This window comes from Streptomyces sp. NPDC048417, assembly GCF_040651615.1.
Lineage (GTDB): Bacteria > Actinomycetota > Actinomycetes > Streptomycetales > Streptomycetaceae > Streptomyces.
Genome location: NZ_JBEZKI010000011.1, coordinates 212,348 through 228,142, shown reverse-complemented (window position 1 = coordinate 228,142; position 15,795 = coordinate 212,348). Strand labels below are relative to the sequence as shown.

Here is a 15,795-nt window from a genome sequence, read left to right as displayed (position 1 = left end):
GTCGGCGTTTCCTGAGTGACTTCCTGCACGGCCCAGCACTACCCGACCGCGGTGCCGGGAAGGATCCGGTTCACCGCCTGAGTCCTGGAGAGGGCGAGGACTTGAGCATGGGATCCACATCCGCAGCCAGTCATGGTTCCGAAGGCGTCGGCCGCCGCGATCTGATCAAGCGGTCAGCCGCACTCGGCCTGATTTCGGTCCCCACCGTCGGTTTTCTCTCCGCCTGCGCCAGCAGCGGCGGAGGCGGCCAGTCCAAGGACAAGGCCGGCAAGAAGACGACCAAGAACCCGCTCGGTGTCAACGACACCGCCAAGATGGAATTCGTCCTCTTCGACGGCGGTTTCGGCAAGGAGTACGCCGAGGACGCGGTGAAGATCTACCAGAAGGACTTCCCGAAGGCCAAGGTCAAGTTCTCGGCCACCCAGAAGATCCAGTCCACCCTGCAGCCCCGCTTCAACCAGGGCACCCCGCCGGACCTCATCGACAACTCCGGCGCCGAGCAGATGGACATGGGCGTGCTGGTCGGCAAGAAGCAGCTGGCCGATCTCACCCCGCTGCTCGACGCGCCGTCGTACGACGACCCGAACAAGAAGGTCCGCGACACGCTGCGCCCCGGCATCGTCGAGATGGGCCAGTTCGACGGCGACCCGGTCTGGATCATGTACTACGCCTACACGGTGTACGGCGTCTGGTACTCGCAGAAGGCCCTGGACTCGCTCGACGCGGAGTACCCCCAGACCTGGGACCAGATGATCGCAGTCTGCGAGAAGGCCAAGAAGAAGGGCATGGCCGGCTGGACGTACGCGGGCAAGTACCCGTACTACATCCCCTTCTCGCTGTACCCGATGATCGGCAAGGTCGGCGGCGTCGAGGTCCTGAACGCGATCGACAACCTGGAGCCGAACGCCTGGAAGCACCCGGCCGTCAAGGCGTGTTTCGAGGCCTACTACGAGCTCTACAAGAAGGGCTACATCCTCAAGGGCACCCCCGGCCTGGACCACATCCAGTCGCAGACCGCCTGGGCCCAGGGCAAGGCGCTGTTCATCCCGAACGGCTCCTGGGTGGAGAACGAGTCGGCGAACGTCATCCCCTCCGACTTCAACCTCGCCGTCTCCGCGCCCACCGGCATCGACAAGAACGACAAGATGCCGTTCGGCACCATCTGGGCCTCCGGCGGCGAGCCGTTCATCGTCCCGGCCAAGGCGGCGAACGCCGAGGGCGGCATGGAGCAGCTGCGCATCATGCTCAGTGAGGCGTCCTCCAAGAACTTCACGTCGAAGGTGAAGTCGCTGACCGCGTACAACGGCGGCACCGACGGCATCACCCTCACCCCGGGCCTCACCTCCGGTGTCGCCGCCCTGAAGCTGGCCGGGTCGAACGTGGTCAACCCGCGGCTCCAGGACTGGTATGTGCAGCTCCAGAAGGAGAAGATCGGCGTGTCCGGTCTCGGCGAGATGATGGCGGGCCGGCTCACCCCGGCGGAGGCCATCAAGAAGATCCAGGGCTTTGCCGACGAGGCCGCCAAGGACGACTCGATCAAGCACTACAAGCACCAGTAACCCGAAACCCTGACCGCACCGGAGTGGCGATGCAGCACGGCAAGTACCGGTTCATTGTGGGGTTTTTGGCGTTGCCCCTCGGACTGTACGCGCTCTTCGTGGTATGGCCGTTCATCCAGTCCATCTACTACTCGTTCACGGACTGGACCGGCCTGAGCCCCGAATTCAAGATGGTCGGCCTGGACAATTACAAGAGGATGCTCCACGACGACATCTTCTGGAAGTCCTTGCAGCACAGCTTGATGTTCGCGGTCGTGCTGCCGCTGGTGACGATCAGCCTGGCGCTGTTCTTCGCCTTCATGATCAATGTGGGCGGTCGCAGAAGGAAGGGCGGTCCGGTCGTCACCGGTGTCCGGGGCTCCTCCTTCTACAAGATCGTCTACTTCTTTCCGCAGGTGCTGTCGATCGCGATCGTCTCGCTGCTGTTCGCCTTCGCGTACAACCCGGACAGCGGCGCGATCAATTCACTGCTTCGGGGAATTGGTCTGGACAATATCCAGCCGCTCTGGCTCGGCGACCCGAGCCTGGCGCTGTGGTGCGTGATGGCCGTACTGGTCTGGTCCTCGGTCGGCTTCTTCGTGGTCCTCTTCTCGGCGGGCATGGCGTCCATCCCCACGGATCTCTACGAGGCCGCCCTCCTCGACGGCGCCGGCCGTGCGACCACCTTCTTCCGCCTCACCCTGCCGCTGCTCTGGGACACCGTGCAGTCCGGCTGGGTGTACATGGGCATCCTCGCGCTCGGCGCCGAGTCGTTCGCAGTCGTACAGATCATGACGACCGGACCGGGCGGCCCCGACTACTCGACGACCGTGATGGTCCTGTACGTGTACCAGAAGGCGTTCCGGGACGGTCAGGCCGCCTACGCCACCACCATCGGCGTCGCCCTGCTGGTCGTCACGCTCGCCTTCGCGGCGATCGTGATGCGGCTGGGCCGTCGCGAGCGGCTGGAGTACTGAAGCGATGACGACGACCGAGACCGACACCACCGTCACCAAGATCGACGTTCCCGCGCCGAAGCCGCCCCGGCGCAAGCGCGAGGGCGGGGTCCTCAACGTCTTCTCCCACGGCGTCCTGATCATCTGGGCGTTCATGGTGGTCACACCCCTGCTGTGGGCGGTGATGACGTCCTTCAAGGACGACCGGTCCATCTTCAGTTCGCCCTGGGCGCTGCCGGACAAGCTGCATTTCGACAACTGGTCGCGGGCCTGGACCCAGGCCAACATGAGCGACTACTTCCTGAACACCATCCTGGTGGTGGGCGGTTCGCTCATCGGCACGCTGGTGCTCGGCTCGATGGCGGCCTACGTCCTGGCCCGCTTCGACTTCCCGGGCAACCGCTTCATCTACTTCCTGTTCATCGGCGGCATGAGCTTCCCGATCATGCTCGCGCTGGTCCCGCTGTTCTACGTCGTGAACAACATGGGCCTGCTGAACACCATCCACGGCCTGATCCTGGTCTACATCGCGTACTCGCTGCCGTTCACGGTCTTCTTCCTGACGGCGTTCTTCCGCACCCTGCCCACCTCGGTGGCCGAAGCGGCCTTCGTCGACGGTGCCTCCCACACCCGCACGTTCTTCCAGATCATGCTGCCGATGGCCAAGCCCGGCCTGATCAGCGTGGGGATCTTCAACTTCCTGGGCCAGTGGAACCAGTACATGCTCCCGACGGTCCTCAACACGGACCCCGACAAGCGCGTCCTCACCCAGGGCCTGGTCCAGCTGGCGGTCAGTCAGGGCTACAAGGGTGACTGGTCGGGCCTGTTCGCCGGCCTGGTGATGGCCATGCTCCCGGTCCTGGCGGCGTACATCATCTTCCAGCGCCAGGTGGTGGCGGGCCTGACGGCGGGCGCTCTGAAGTAAACCCCCGAACGTTCGCGACCCGAAAGAGGGGCGCCAGACAGGCCCTGGGAATCCGGTGCCCACGACCGCGCCCCGAAGGGGCGCGGTCTGCGTTCACTGTGTGGCTCCGCCGCGTGGGCGAGACCAGCCACGCAGCACCCGCGCGGATTCCCTCGGACCCACGCACCACCCCCTCTCCCGCCTGCCCACCAGTGGACTAGACATGTCGAAAGCGTGTCCGTCAGGCGACCCCCGAACCGCCAACGATTTCTGTCAAGGACTTGACGGCGGTAACCCGTTCAGCAGAGCTTGGAGTTCATAACTTGTAAGTGACCCGGTTCCAGTGATGTGACTTGGGTCACGTTGGCGGCGCCGTGGCCGCCTCCGATGGCGGGAGTGGATGGGTCGATGGAGACTCCGGGGTCGCAGTCGTCGCTGCACCGAGCCAACCTGGAACGTGTCGTACGGGCCGTACGTCTGGCCGGATCGCTCACGCAGGCGGAGATCGCGCGCACGACCGGCCTGTCGGCGGCGACGGTCTCCAACATCGTGCGCGAGCTCAAGGACGGCGGAACCGTCGAGGTCACGCCCACGTCGGCGGGCGGCCGCAGGGCCCGCAGCGTGAGTCTGAGCGGTGACGCCGGCATCGTCATAGGGATCGACTTCGGCCACACCCACCTGCGCGTCGCGATCGGGAACCTCGCCCATCAGGTGCTGGCCGAGGAATCCGAACCGCTCGACGTGGACGCGTCGTCCAGCCAGGGCTTCGATCGGGCGGAAGAGCTGGTCAACCGCCTGATCACGGCGACCGGCGTGGACCGCTCGAAGATCGCCGGCGTGGGCGTCGGCGTCCCCGGTCCGATCGACGTCGAGTCCGGCACCCTCGGCTCCAGCGCCATCCTGCCCGGCTGGATCGGCGCGAGACCCGCCGAGGAACTCAGACTCCGCCTCGGCGTCCCCGTGCACGTGGACAACGACGCCAACCTCGGCGCTCTCGGCGAGCTGGTCTGGGGCAGCGGCAAGGGTGTCCGTGATCTCGCGTACATCAAGGTCGCGAGCGGCGTCGGCGCCGGTCTGGTGATCAACGGGAAGATCTACCGGGGCCCCGGCGGCACAGCAGGCGAAATAGGACATATTACACTTGATGAATCCGGCCCGGTCTGCCGTTGCGGCAACCGCGGCTGCCTGGAGACCTTCGCGGCGGCCCGCTACGTGCTGCCACTGCTCCAGCCCAGTCACGGCACCGACCTGACCCTGGAGGGTGTCGTGCGGCTGGCCCGGGACGGCGATCCCGGATGCCGACGGGTGATCGCCGACGTCGGCCGGCACATCGGCAGCGGGGTGGCCAACCTCTGCAACCTGCTGAACCCGAGCCGGGTGGTCCTCGGCGGCGACCTCGCCGAGGCCGGAGAGCTGGTCCTGGCGCCGATCAGGGAGTCCGTGGGGCGCTATGCGATCCCCAGCGCCGCCCGGCAGCTCTCGGTGCTTCCGGGGGCCCTCGGCGGCCGTGCGGAGGTGCTCGGCGCGCTCGCTCTCGCGCTCAGCGAGATGGGCGATTCGACCCTTTTGGACGGCACGTTGCCTGCCGTTGCACCTGCCTTCACTTAGAGAACGAATGGCGCCGTTGCCATCTCGTTAAGTATTTACTTCTTGACGCCGCAGTCACGGCCGAGTTGACTTCCAGCCACCTCGGCCGCAGCGTTGCGGCCCTGTCAGGGAGGCACCCCCAATGAACGCAACGATGCGTAGAGTCGTGATCGGCACCGCCGCGGTTTCCATGGCGCTGTCGCTCGCCGCCTGTGGCAAGGCCGGCGACGACAAGAAGAGCGACTCGTCGAGCAGCAGCTCCTCCGGTGGTAGCAAGACCATCGGCCTGCTGCTTCCCGACAGCGTGACCGCGCGCTACGAGAAGTTCGACAAGCCGTACTTCGAGGCGCAGGTCAGCTCGCTGTGTGCCGACTGCAAGGTCGAGTACGCGAACGCCGCCGGTGACTCGGCCAAGCAGGCCCAGCAGGTCAGCAGCATGATCACCAAGGGCGTCAAGGTCATCGTGATCTCGGCCCAGGACTCTGCGGCCATCAAGTCCTCCATCCAGGCGGCCGTGGACAAGGGCATCAAGGTCGTGGCGTACGACCGCCTCGCCCAGGGCCCGGTCTCCGCCTACGTCTCCTTCGACAACGTCAAGGTCGGCGAGCTCCAGGGCCAGGCCCTGCTCGACGCTCTCGGCTCCAAGGCGACCAAGAAGTCCAAGGTCGTCATGATCAACGGTGACGACGCCGACCCGAACGCCGCCCAGTTCAAGCAGGGCGCGCACAAGGCCCTGGACGGCAAGGTCGACATCGCCTACGAGCAGTCCGGCCTGTGGAAGGACACCGTCGCCGCGCAGAAGGTCAAGGCGGCCATCACGCAGCTCGGCGCCAAGAACATCGCGGGCGTCTACTCCGCCAACGACGGCATGGCCGGTGGTATCGCCACCACCCTCAAGGGTGCCAACATCAGCGGCATCCCGCTGACCGGTCAGGACGCGGAGCTCGCGGGTATCCAGCGCATCGTCGCCGGCACCCAGTCCTCCACCGTCTACAAGGCGTTCAAGCCGGAGGCCGACGCCGCCGCCACGATCGCGGTGGACCTGCTGGAGAACAAGAGCATCTCCTCGCTCGCCACCACCACGCAGACCAGCGGCTCCGGCGACAAGGTGCCCTCCCAGCTGCTGACCCCGGTGTCGGTCACCAAGGCCAACATCAAGGACACCGTGATCAAGGACAAGCTGTACACCGTCGCGGACATCTGCACCGCCGACTTCGCCAAGGCCTGCAAGGCCGCCGGCCTGCAGTAGTCCAGCCCTGGAGCCGTCCGGCTCCGGCCGTCAGCGCCCGGGTGATCGCAGTACGACACCCGGGCCCCGGCCGCCCGACGGGCCCGGCCCTTCCGCAAGGCGCCCCGTCCGTCCGGCGGTCTCGCGAAACCCCTCCGACGCCCGCTCCGGCCTTCATACCCCGCTGCCGGAGCGGGCGTCGGACGGACCCGTTGCCAAGCGCAGCGGATTCGCGCATGTTCATCTTGTAAACCACGTGCGTACACCGACCAACCTGAGGTACCGCACGGCCCTCCGCGCTTGGCCACCAAGCGCGGCATCCCCGCCGGTCAGGCGGCGAAGGAGATGGTTCACGTGTCCGCTACGCCCGTGCTGGCGTTGCGCGGAGTCTCCAAGCGATTCGGTGCGGTCCAGGCCCTCACCGATGTCGATCTGGAGGTCCACGCCGGAGAAGTGGTCGCCCTGGTGGGCGACAACGGCGCAGGAAAGTCGACCCTGGTCAAGACGATCGCGGGTGTCCACCCCATCGATGAGGGCGTCATCGAATGGGAAGGCAACTCCGTCAGCATCAACAAGCCGCACGACGCCCAGGGACTCGGCGTCGCGACCGTCTACCAGGACCTCGCCCTGTGCGACAACCTCGACGTGGTCGGCAACCTCTTCCTCGGCCGTGAGCTGCTGTACCGCGGCGTCATCGACGAGGTGACGATGGAGAAGCAGGCCCGCGAGCTGCTGAGCACGCTCTCCATCCGCATCCCGAGTGTGCGCATCCCGATCGCCAGCCTCTCCGGCGGTCAGCGCCAGGTCGTGGCCATCGCCCGCGCCCTGATCGGCGACCCCAAGGTCGTCATCCTCGACGAGCCCACCGCGGCCCTCGGCGTCGAGCAGACCGCACAGGTCCTCGACCTGGTCGAGCGGCTGCGCGAGCGCAACCTCGCCGTCATCCTCATCAGCCACAACATGGCCGACGTGAAGGCGGTGGCGGACACCGTCGCCGTGCTGCGACTGGGCAAGAACAATGGTTTCTTCCCCGTGAAGAGCACCAGCCAGGAAGAGATCATCGCGGCGATCACGGGTGCCACGGACAACGCCGTGACCCGTCGTTCGGAGCGTCGCACCCCGGAGGCGGCAAAGTGAGCGAGACGTCCAAGACCGTGCAGGGCGACGAGTCGCCCAAGATCGACAAGGTCGAGGTGGCCGCGGCCGCCGAGACCCCGACCACGGTGGCTCCCGCCGACGACCCCACGGCCGCGCCGGTCACGGTCGTCGACCCGCGCCTGCTGGTCCGTGAAGAGGGCTTCAAGGGCTACCTCACCGAGTTCAAGCGCCGGGTGAAGGGCGGCGAGCTGGGCTCGCTGCCGGTGGTCATCGGCCTGATCATCATCTGGACCATCTTCCAGCTGAAGAACAGCCTGTTCCTGAGCGCGGACAACCTCTCCAACATCAGCTACTTCCTCGCGGCCACCGGCATGCTCGCCATCGGCCTGGTGTTCGTGCTGCTGCTCGGTGAGATCGACCTGTCCGTCGGTTCGGTGAGCGGTCTGGCGTCCACGGTGTTCGCCGTCTTCGTGGTCAACCACGGAATGAACCAGTGGCTGGCCCTGATCCTCACGATCATCACCGGCATCGGTATCGGCGCGCTGCACGGCTGGTTCTTCGCGAAGATCGGCGTACCCGCGTTCGTGGTCACCCTGGCCGGCTTCCTCGGCTGGAACGGTCTGATGCTGTGGCTGCTGGGCGACAGCGGCACGATCAACATCCCGGCCGACAGCGGTCCGGTGCACGTCCTCGGCCAGAGCTCCTTCTTCATGGACCAGGCCATCATCGGTGCGTACCTGCTGGCCGGTCTCGGTGTCGTGCTGTCGGCCCTGGGCCAGTTCAACGAGCAGCGCCGGCGTCGCGCGGCCGGTGTGCCGTTCCGGCCCACCAGCGAGATCCTGGTCCGCGTAGCGCTGCTGGCGATCGCGTCCTTCGTCGCGGCGGCCGTGCTGAACAACGCGTCCGGTGTCTCCAACGCACTGGTGATCTTCCTCGCGTCCCTGGTGGTCGTGGACTTCGTGCTCCGTCGTACGACCTACGGCCGTAAGGTCTTCGCGGTCGGTGGCGGCATCGAGGCGGCCCGCCGTGCGGGTATCAGCGTGCCGATGGTCCGGATCACCGTGTTCGCGATCTCCGGTGGTTTCGCGGCCATCGGCGGTATGTTCTTCGCCGGTCAGACGGCGAGCGCCACGCTCAACGCCGGTGGCGGCAACACGCTGATGCTGGCGATCGCGGCCGCGGTCATCGGTGGTACGTCGCTGTTCGGTGGGCGCGGTACCGTCTGGTCCGCCCTCCTGGGCATGCTGGTCATCCAGTCCATCCAGACCGGCCTCGACCTGCTGAACATGAACACGTCGATCCAGTACATGATCACCGGCGGTGTTCTGCTGGGCGCGGTCGTCATCGACTCGGTCTCCCGCAAGAGCCAGAAGGCGGCGGGGCGCGGCTGACGCCGATCGCCGTCGGGGGTGCCGAGGTAGTGCGGGTGCAGGTCCGTTGTGGCCGGTCGCGCCCACGCGGCGGCAGCCGCACATGAATACAGCCCCGCGCCCCTGAGGTTTCCGACTGTGCCCGGCACTGGACAGTGCCGGGCACAGTCGTGTCATAGGAAGAGCTCTCGGTGGGTACGGCCGTTCGCGTGACGTACGACCCACAGCCCGCGCGTCGGCCGCCCGGGCGGAACATTAGACTCGACAGGCCCGGCAACAGCTCGATCAGCTCTACTGCAAGGAGGCACGGGTGCCGCTGCTGACCCGTATCAGGGGACCGCGCGATCTGGACGGGCTCAGCCCCGAGGAGCTGCTCCAGCTGGCAGAGGAGATCCGGAGCTTCCTCGTGGAGGCGGTCTCCAAGACCGGCGGCCACCTCGGTCCCAACCTGGGCGTGGTCGAGCTCACCATCGCCCTGCACCGCGTCTTCGACTCGCCGAAGGACAAGGTGCTGTGGGACACCGGCCACCAGTCCTACGTGCACAAGCTGCTCACCGGCCGGCAGGACTTCTCCCGGCTGAAGCAGAAGGGCGGCCTGTCCGGCTACCCCTCGCAGGCCGAGTCCGAGCACGACGTCATCGAGAACAGCCACGCCTCCACGGTCCTCGGCTGGGCCGACGGCATCGCCAAGGGCAACCAGCTGCTCGAACGCGACAGCCACGTCGTCGCCGTGATCGGTGACGGTGCCCTCACCGGCGGCATGGCCTGGGAGGCGCTGAACAACATCGCCGACGCCAAGGACCGCCCGCTGGTCATCGTCGTCAACGACAACGAGCGGTCGTACGCCCCGACCATCGGCGGCCTCGCCAACCACCTGGCGACCCTGCGTACGACGGACGGGTACGAGCGTTTCCTGGCCCGGGGCAAGGACCTGCTGGAGCGCACGCCGGTCGTCGGCAGGCCGCTCTACGACACCCTGCACGGCGCCAAGAAGGGGCTGAAGGACTTCATCGCCCCGCAGGGCATGTTCGAGGACCTGGGCCTGAAGTACGTCGGTCCGATCGACGGCCACGACATGGAGGCCCTGGAGTCCGCCCTCACCCGGGCCAAGCGGTTCGGCGGCCCGGTGATCGTGCACTGCCTCACCGAGAAGGGCCGCGGCTACCAGCCCGCCCTCCAGGACGAGGCCGACCGCTTCCACGGCATCGGCCCCATCCACCCCGACACCGGCCTGCCGGTCAAGGCCTCCGGCGCCGACTGGACCTCCGTCTTCGGCGACGAGATGGTCAGGCTCGGCAAGGAGCGCGAGGACATCGTCGCGATCACGGCGGCCATGCTCCAGCCGGTCGGCCTGAAGAAGTTCGCCGACGCCTTCCCGGAGCGGATCTACGACGTCGGCATCGCCGAGCAGCACGGTGCCACCTCCGCGGCGGGCCTGGCCACGGCCGGACTGCACCCGGTCTTCGCCGTGTACGCCACCTTCCTCAACCGCGCCTTCGACCAGGTGCTGATGGACGTGGCCCTGCACAGGTGCGGGGTGACCTTCGTCCTGGACCGGGCCGGCGTCACCGGCACCGACGGCGCCTCCCACAACGGCATGTGGGACATGTCGATCCTCCAGGTCGTCCCCGGTCTGCGGCTCGCCGCCCCGCGCGACGCCGACCAGGTCCGCGCCCAGCTCCGCGAGGCCGTCGAGGTCGACGACGCGCCGACGGTCGTCCGCTTCTCGAAGGGCGCGGTCGGACCCGCCGTGGCCGCCGTCGGCAAGATCGGCGGCATGGACGTGCTGCGCGAGCCCGGCACCGACACCCCGGACGTGCTCCTGGTCTCCGTGGGCGCGCTCGCCCCGATGTGCCTGGAGATCGCCGGCCTCCTCGACAAGCAGGGCATCTCCACCACCGTCGTGGACCCGCGCTGGGTAAAGCCGGTGGACGAGGCGATGGCCCCGCTGGCCGAGCGGCACCGGGTGGTCGTCACCGTCGAGGACAACATCCGCGTCGGCGGCGTGGGCGCGGCGATCGCCCAGGCCCTGCGCGACGCGGGCGTCGACGTCCCCCTCCGCGACTTCGGCATCCCGCCCCGCTTCCTCGACCACGCGTCGAGGGCCGAGGTCATGACGGAGATCGGCCTGACGGCCCCGGACATCGCCCGCCAGGTCACCGGTTTGGTCGCGAAGCTGGACGGCACGACGACGGAAGTCGACTCGGTGGAGCCCGCGAGGGACTAAGACGTCCTGGCCGAGGCGCGCCCCTGCAGGGGCGCGGGGCTGTATTCGATATGCGGCTCCGCCGCGTGGGCGCGACCAGCCCCCACCGGCCGTCAGCCCTCGACGAAACACGAACCCCCGATGGGTCGGTTTCGCTCACCCCTCCGGTGGCGAGACCGACCCGTCTGCGTGAACCTGCCTTTGCCGGGGCATACGCATCCCCGGCCCTCTCGATCATGTCGAGGACGACAAACGTGGGAGGTAGGCACGTGGCCAGTACGCTCTTCAGGACCAAGAACGTCGAACAGTCCATCAAGGACACCGAGGAACCGGAGCACGCGCTCAAGAAGTCGCTGTCGGCGCTGGACCTCACGGTCTTCGGCGTGGGTGTCATCATCGGCACCGGCATCTTCGTCCTGACCGGCACGGCCGCGAAGAACACCGCCGGCCCCGCCGTCGCGCTCTCCTTCGTCGTCGCCGGCGTCGTCTGCGGCCTCGCCGCGCTCTGCTACGCCGAGTTCGCCTCCACCCTCCCGGTGGCCGGCTCCGCGTACACCTTCTCGTACGCCTCGCTCGGCGAGTTCCCCGCCTGGATCATCGGCTGGGACCTGGTGCTGGAGCTGGCGCTCGGTACGGCGGTGGTCGCCGTCGGCTGGTCGGGGTACATCCACTCGCTCCTCGACAACGCGGGCTGGCAGCTGCCCGCGTACCTCAGCGGTCGGGACGGCGCCCACGGCTTCGGCTTCGACATCCTCGCCGCCGCCCTGGTCCTCGTCCTCACCGCGATCCTGGTCGTCGGCATGAAGCTCTCCGCCCGGGTCACCTCGGTCGTCGTCGCCATCAAGGTGGCCGTCGTGCTGGTCGTCATCATCGCGGGCGCCTTCTTCATCCACAGCGGCAACTACGACCCGTTCATCCCGAAGGAGCAGCCGGTGCCGGCGGGCGGCAACCTCAAGGCTCCGCTGATCCAGCTGATGTTCGGCTGGGCGCCCTCCAACTTCGGGGTGATGGGCATCTTCACCGCAGCGTCCGTCGTCTTCTTCGCCTTCATCGGCTTCGACGTCGTCGCCACCGCCGCCGAGGAGACCCGCAACCCCCAGCGGGACGTGCCGCGCGGCATCATCGGCTCCCTGATCATCTGCACCACGCTGTACGTCGCCGTGGCCGTCGTGGTGACCGGCATGCAGAAGTACAGCCAGCTGTCCGTGGACGCCCCGCTGGCCGACGCGTTCAAGGCCACCGGGCACCCCTGGTTCGCGGGTCTGATCAGCTTCGGCGCGGCGGTCGGCCTGACCACCGTGTGCATGATCCTGCTGCTCGGCCAGTCCCGGGTGTTCTTCGCGATGAGCCGGGACGGGCTGCTGCCCCGGTTCTTCTCGCACACCCACCCGAGGTTCCGCACCCCCTACCGGCCGACCATCCTGCTGGGCGTCGTCATCGCGATCGTCGCCGGCTTCACCAGCCTCAGCGAACTCGCCGAGCTGGTGAACATCGGCACCCTCTTCGCCTTCATCGTCGTCGCGATCAGCGTGATCATCCTGCGCAACACCCGGCCCGACCTGGAGCGGTCCTTCCGCACCCCCTGGGTACCGGCGCTGCCGATCGTCTCGGTGCTGGCCTCGCTGTGGCTGATGCTCAACCTGCCGGCCGAGACCTGGCTGCGGTTCGCCATCTGGATGGTCATCGGCTTCGTCGTCTACTTCCTCTACGGCCGCTCGCACAGCCGCCTCGCCGGACAGCAGCGGACCCCCGCCGACGCTCCGTAATCATCAGGCTCGCCACTCCGGCCCCGTATGTCCCGTCCAGGTGGGACTGCGGGGCCGGATAGCGTGCTCCCCATGCTTGTCGCCCCTCTCGTCCCGGCACGGTCCGTAGTCGTACGGAAGGGGTACTGGCCGCGGCTGCTGCCGCTGCTCGCCGTGCTGGCCTGCGTCACCCGGGTGCCGTCCTTCCGCCGGCCGGTGTGGAACCCGGACGAGGGCTTCCTCGCCGTACAGGCGCGCATACTGGCGCGCGGCGGCCAGCTGTACGAGACGGTCGTGGACCGCAAGCCGCCGCTGCTGCCCTGGCTGTACGAGGGGGTGTTCGCGGTCTTCGGGTCAGGGTCGCTCACCCCGGTCCGAGTATTCGCCGTGCTCGCGCAGCTGGCCACCGCCGTACTGCTCGCGTCGATCGCCCAACGGCGGTGGGGCGACCGTGCGGGGCGTACCGCCGGGGCGTTGTATCTGCTGGTCTCCGTGGGCCTCAACCCCGAGGACGCGCAGGCGGCCACCTTCGAGGTGTTCATGCTGCCGGCCACGGCCGCCGCGATGTGGTGCGCCGACCGCCGCCGCTGGGGGGCCGCCGGAGTCGCCGTCGCCTGCGCCTTACTCACCAAGCAGACCGGCGGCGCGGTCCTGCTGCCGGTGGTCTATCTCCTCAACCGGGACGGCGGCCCGCGGGCCGGCCTGCTCCGACTGGGGGCCGGCGTCGCCCTGCCCGTACTGGGCGCGGCCCTGCTCACCGACCCGGCCGGCTTCGCCTTCTGGACGGTCACCGGCTCCGGCGCCTACGCCTCCTTCACCGGCTCCGAACTGCACGTCCTGGCACGGGCGTTGACCAACACCGCGATCCTCGCCGCGGCCTGCGCCGGGCTGCTCCCGCCGGTCGCCCGCGCCCTGCGTATCGCCCGTACCGGCGCCGTCGACCTGTGGCTGTGGCTGGCCGCGTCGGCGGCCGCCGTCACCCTCGGGTTCCACTTCTTCGGCCACTACTTCCTGCAACTCACCCCGCCGCTGGCCCTGCTGGCCACGGCCGCGCTGCAGATCCTGCCCAGGGAGCGCACCTCCGCCGCGATCCGTACCTCGGCCTGTGTCTGCGTCCTCTTCCTGACCTGGGGACTCCTGGCCCCGCGCCCCGAACTCGCGCACGCCCAGCGGGTCGCGCTCGCGCTCGCCCACCGCACCGAGCCCGGCGACCGGGTCCTGGTCTGGGGGATACACCCGGAGACGTACTGGCTCGCCGACCGCACCCCCGCCACCCGCTATCTCACGGCCGGCCTCCTCACCAACTTCAGCGGTGGCCGCGACGGTCCGCAGGTCGGCGAGAAGTACGCGGTCGAGGGCACCTGGCCGGTCTTCCGCGCCGAACTGGCGGACCGGGCACCGGCCCTGGTGATCGACGACTCCCGGGGCAAGCCCTACGGCCCCGACCGGGTCCCCACCCTGCGCCGCCTGCTCACGGCCGGCTACGAACAGGTGGCCGAGGTGGACGGGGCGGTGCTGTACGCACGGGTGCCGGGGGAGTAGGACCGGGGAACGACAGGCGCGGGGCGGCCCCGGCTCCGTGGCGCGGCGGAGGTGGCTGGGCCCGACTCGGCGTGGTGGCAGCTGCGGGCGATCCGGTTCCGCAGTGCGGCGGGTGTGGGTGAGCCCGGCTCCGTGGCGCGGCGGAGGTGGCTGGGCCCGACTCGGCGTGGTGGCAGCTGCGGGCGATCCGGTTCCGCGGTGCGGCGGGTGTGGGTGAGCCCGGCTCCGTGGCGCGGCGGGCGTGGTCGCGGCGAGGGGTCGGCTCAGTGCAGCAGTGCGCTCGGGCCGATGACCTCGGCGCCCAACTCCGTGACTCTGCGCCGTAGTTCGCGGTCGGCGGTGACGACGAGGCGGGGGCGGCCGGGGTCGTCGGCGGTCAGTTCGACGATCCGGTCGTCGCCGCTGCCGGACGCCGACTCCACCCGTACCCCGGGCACCGACTCCACCCCGCGGGCCGCGCCCTCGACGACGAGCACCAGTTCCACCGGGGTCGGGTGGCCGGGCAGGCCCCGCTCGGCCAGCCGGTCGCGCAGCCGCTCGGCGGCCCCCTTGCGGTCCCGCCACCAGCCGTCCGGCCGCGATCCGACGACGTTCGCGCCGTCGACGATCACCAGCAGGGGAGCTTCGTCATCCATGCCCCCAGCCTCGCACGCCCGGGGCCCGGGCCACTGCCCCGAACGGCCCCGCTTAGAGTGAAGCGGTGAACGGCGACTGGCTCCTCCGCGGCCGTGACGGCCGGCTCAGTGTCTATCTGCCGTCGGGTGACGCCGTGCTGTGCCGGGCGGAACGCGGCCCCGGCGGTCCCTGGGGCACTCCCCGGAAGATGGGCGGCGACCAGCGGCTGCACCCCGGTTTCTCGGTGGGCCGGGGTGCCAACGGATACGCCCACCTGGTCGCCTGGCGGCCCACGGTGAAGGGCGAGTCGGGGCTGGTCCACTCCACCCACTACCGTCCGCGTCTGGCCGCCCTGGACTGGCAGTCGATCGGCCACCCGAACAAGAAGGGCGAGGTCACCGGCGCCCCGGCCGTCGCGGTGGACGCGCGGGGCCGGGCCCATGTCTTCGTCCGCAACCGGGGGCGCGGGGTGAGCATGGTCGCCCAGAAGGAGAAGGGCGGCTGGGAGCCGTGGCGCGACCTGAAGGGCCGGCTGGTCGAGGACGGGCTGGCGGCGGTGACCGGTGAGTCGGGGCGGGTGGAGGTGTATGCGGCCGTGCCGGGCGGGATCGTGTACTGGCGGCAGGAGGAGGCGGGGAAGCCGCCCGTGCTGCTGGAGGCGCTGGAGGCCCCGGTCCGTCCGGGCACCCTCGCCGCCCTCGCCACCTCCCCCGAGAGCACGACCCTCTACTACAGCGACGAGGCCGGCGACCTCTGCGCCTGGCGGCCCGGCGGCAAGCCGTACACCCTGCTGCCCTCCGCCGGGCCCGGCCCGGTCGCCGCGGTCCGCTGCGAACTCGACGGGTACGACTGCACCCTGCTCGCCCAGCGCTCGGCGAGCGGCCGGGTGGCCTTCGCCGCGTACCCCACGCAGGACGAGCGGGCCGGTGCCTGGTGGACCGAGTCGGGGCCGCAGCTCCCGGCCGACGCGACGGTCGCCCTGACCACGGACGAGGGCGACCGGGTC

The 15,795-nt window shown here is 69.0% G+C and carries 12 protein-coding genes; 11 read left to right on the top strand and 1 reads right to left on the bottom strand.

Going from position 1 to position 15,795, the window contains the following annotated elements; translation table 11 throughout:
- Positions 1-107 precede the first annotated feature (107 nt).
- From ngcE to AB0D59_RS19455, 10 genes are all read left to right on the top strand, one after another.
- Positions 108-1,559 (top strand): N-acetylglucosamine/diacetylchitobiose ABC transporter substrate-binding protein, encoded by a 1,452-nt coding sequence (gene ngcE, locus AB0D59_RS19500; RefSeq protein ID WP_362566469.1) that lies wholly within the window; start codon positions 108-110, stop codon positions 1,557-1,559.
- Positions 1,560-1,588: 29 nt separating this feature from the next.
- Complete coding sequence (locus AB0D59_RS19495; protein ID WP_362566466.1) at positions 1,589-2,515, top strand: sugar ABC transporter permease; 927 nt, start codon at positions 1,589-1,591, stop codon at positions 2,513-2,515.
- Positions 2,516-2,519: 4 nt separating this feature from the next.
- Positions 2,520-3,419 (top strand): carbohydrate ABC transporter permease, encoded by a 900-nt coding sequence (locus AB0D59_RS19490; RefSeq protein ID WP_362566463.1) that lies wholly within the window; start codon positions 2,520-2,522, stop codon positions 3,417-3,419.
- Between the two features lie 387 nt (positions 3,420-3,806).
- Positions 3,807-5,006 (top strand): ROK family transcriptional regulator, encoded by a 1,200-nt coding sequence (locus AB0D59_RS19485; protein ID WP_362566461.1) that lies wholly within the window; start codon positions 3,807-3,809, stop codon positions 5,004-5,006.
- A gap of 133 nt (positions 5,007-5,139) precedes the next feature.
- Positions 5,140-6,234, top strand: coding sequence for a substrate-binding domain-containing protein (locus tag AB0D59_RS19480; protein WP_362566458.1), 1,095 nt, complete (start codon positions 5,140-5,142; stop codon positions 6,232-6,234).
- A 324-nt stretch (positions 6,235-6,558) separates the two neighbouring features.
- Positions 6,559-7,350 carry an ATP-binding cassette domain-containing protein gene (locus AB0D59_RS19475; RefSeq protein WP_362566645.1) on the top strand — a complete coding sequence of 264 codons (792 nt, stop codon included), beginning with the start codon at positions 6,559-6,561 and terminating at the stop codon, positions 7,348-7,350.
- Between the two features lie 41 nt (positions 7,351-7,391).
- Positions 7,392-8,702, top strand: a complete 1,311-nt coding sequence (locus tag AB0D59_RS19470) for a sugar ABC transporter permease (protein WP_362566642.1) — start codon at positions 7,392-7,394, stop codon at positions 8,700-8,702.
- 289 nt (positions 8,703-8,991) lie between these two features.
- Entirely contained in the window at positions 8,992-10,908 is a 1,917-nt protein-coding gene (gene dxs / locus AB0D59_RS19465) for a 1-deoxy-D-xylulose-5-phosphate synthase (RefSeq protein ID WP_362566455.1), read from the top strand.
- A 248-nt stretch (positions 10,909-11,156) separates the two neighbouring features.
- On the top strand, positions 11,157-12,653 hold the full coding sequence (locus tag AB0D59_RS19460; protein ID WP_362566452.1) for an amino acid permease: 1,497 nt from the start codon (positions 11,157-11,159) through the stop codon (positions 12,651-12,653).
- Positions 12,654-12,725: 72 nt separating this feature from the next.
- On the top strand, positions 12,726-14,174 hold the full coding sequence (locus AB0D59_RS19455; protein ID WP_362566449.1) for a glycosyltransferase family 39 protein: 1,449 nt from the start codon (positions 12,726-12,728) through the stop codon (positions 14,172-14,174).
- A gap of 263 nt (positions 14,175-14,437) precedes the next feature.
- On the opposite strand, the gene AB0D59_RS19450 is transcribed toward AB0D59_RS19455, so the two are convergent.
- Positions 14,438-14,809: an NTP pyrophosphohydrolase gene (locus AB0D59_RS19450; RefSeq protein ID WP_362566446.1), complete on the bottom strand. Its 372-nt coding sequence runs from the start codon at positions 14,807-14,809 to the stop codon at positions 14,438-14,440.
- Between the two features lie 65 nt (positions 14,810-14,874).
- On the opposite strand from AB0D59_RS19450, the gene AB0D59_RS19445 reads away from it, so the two are divergent.
- On the top strand, positions 14,875-15,795 hold a 921-nt coding region (locus AB0D59_RS19445; protein WP_362566443.1), incomplete at its 3' end, for a hypothetical protein.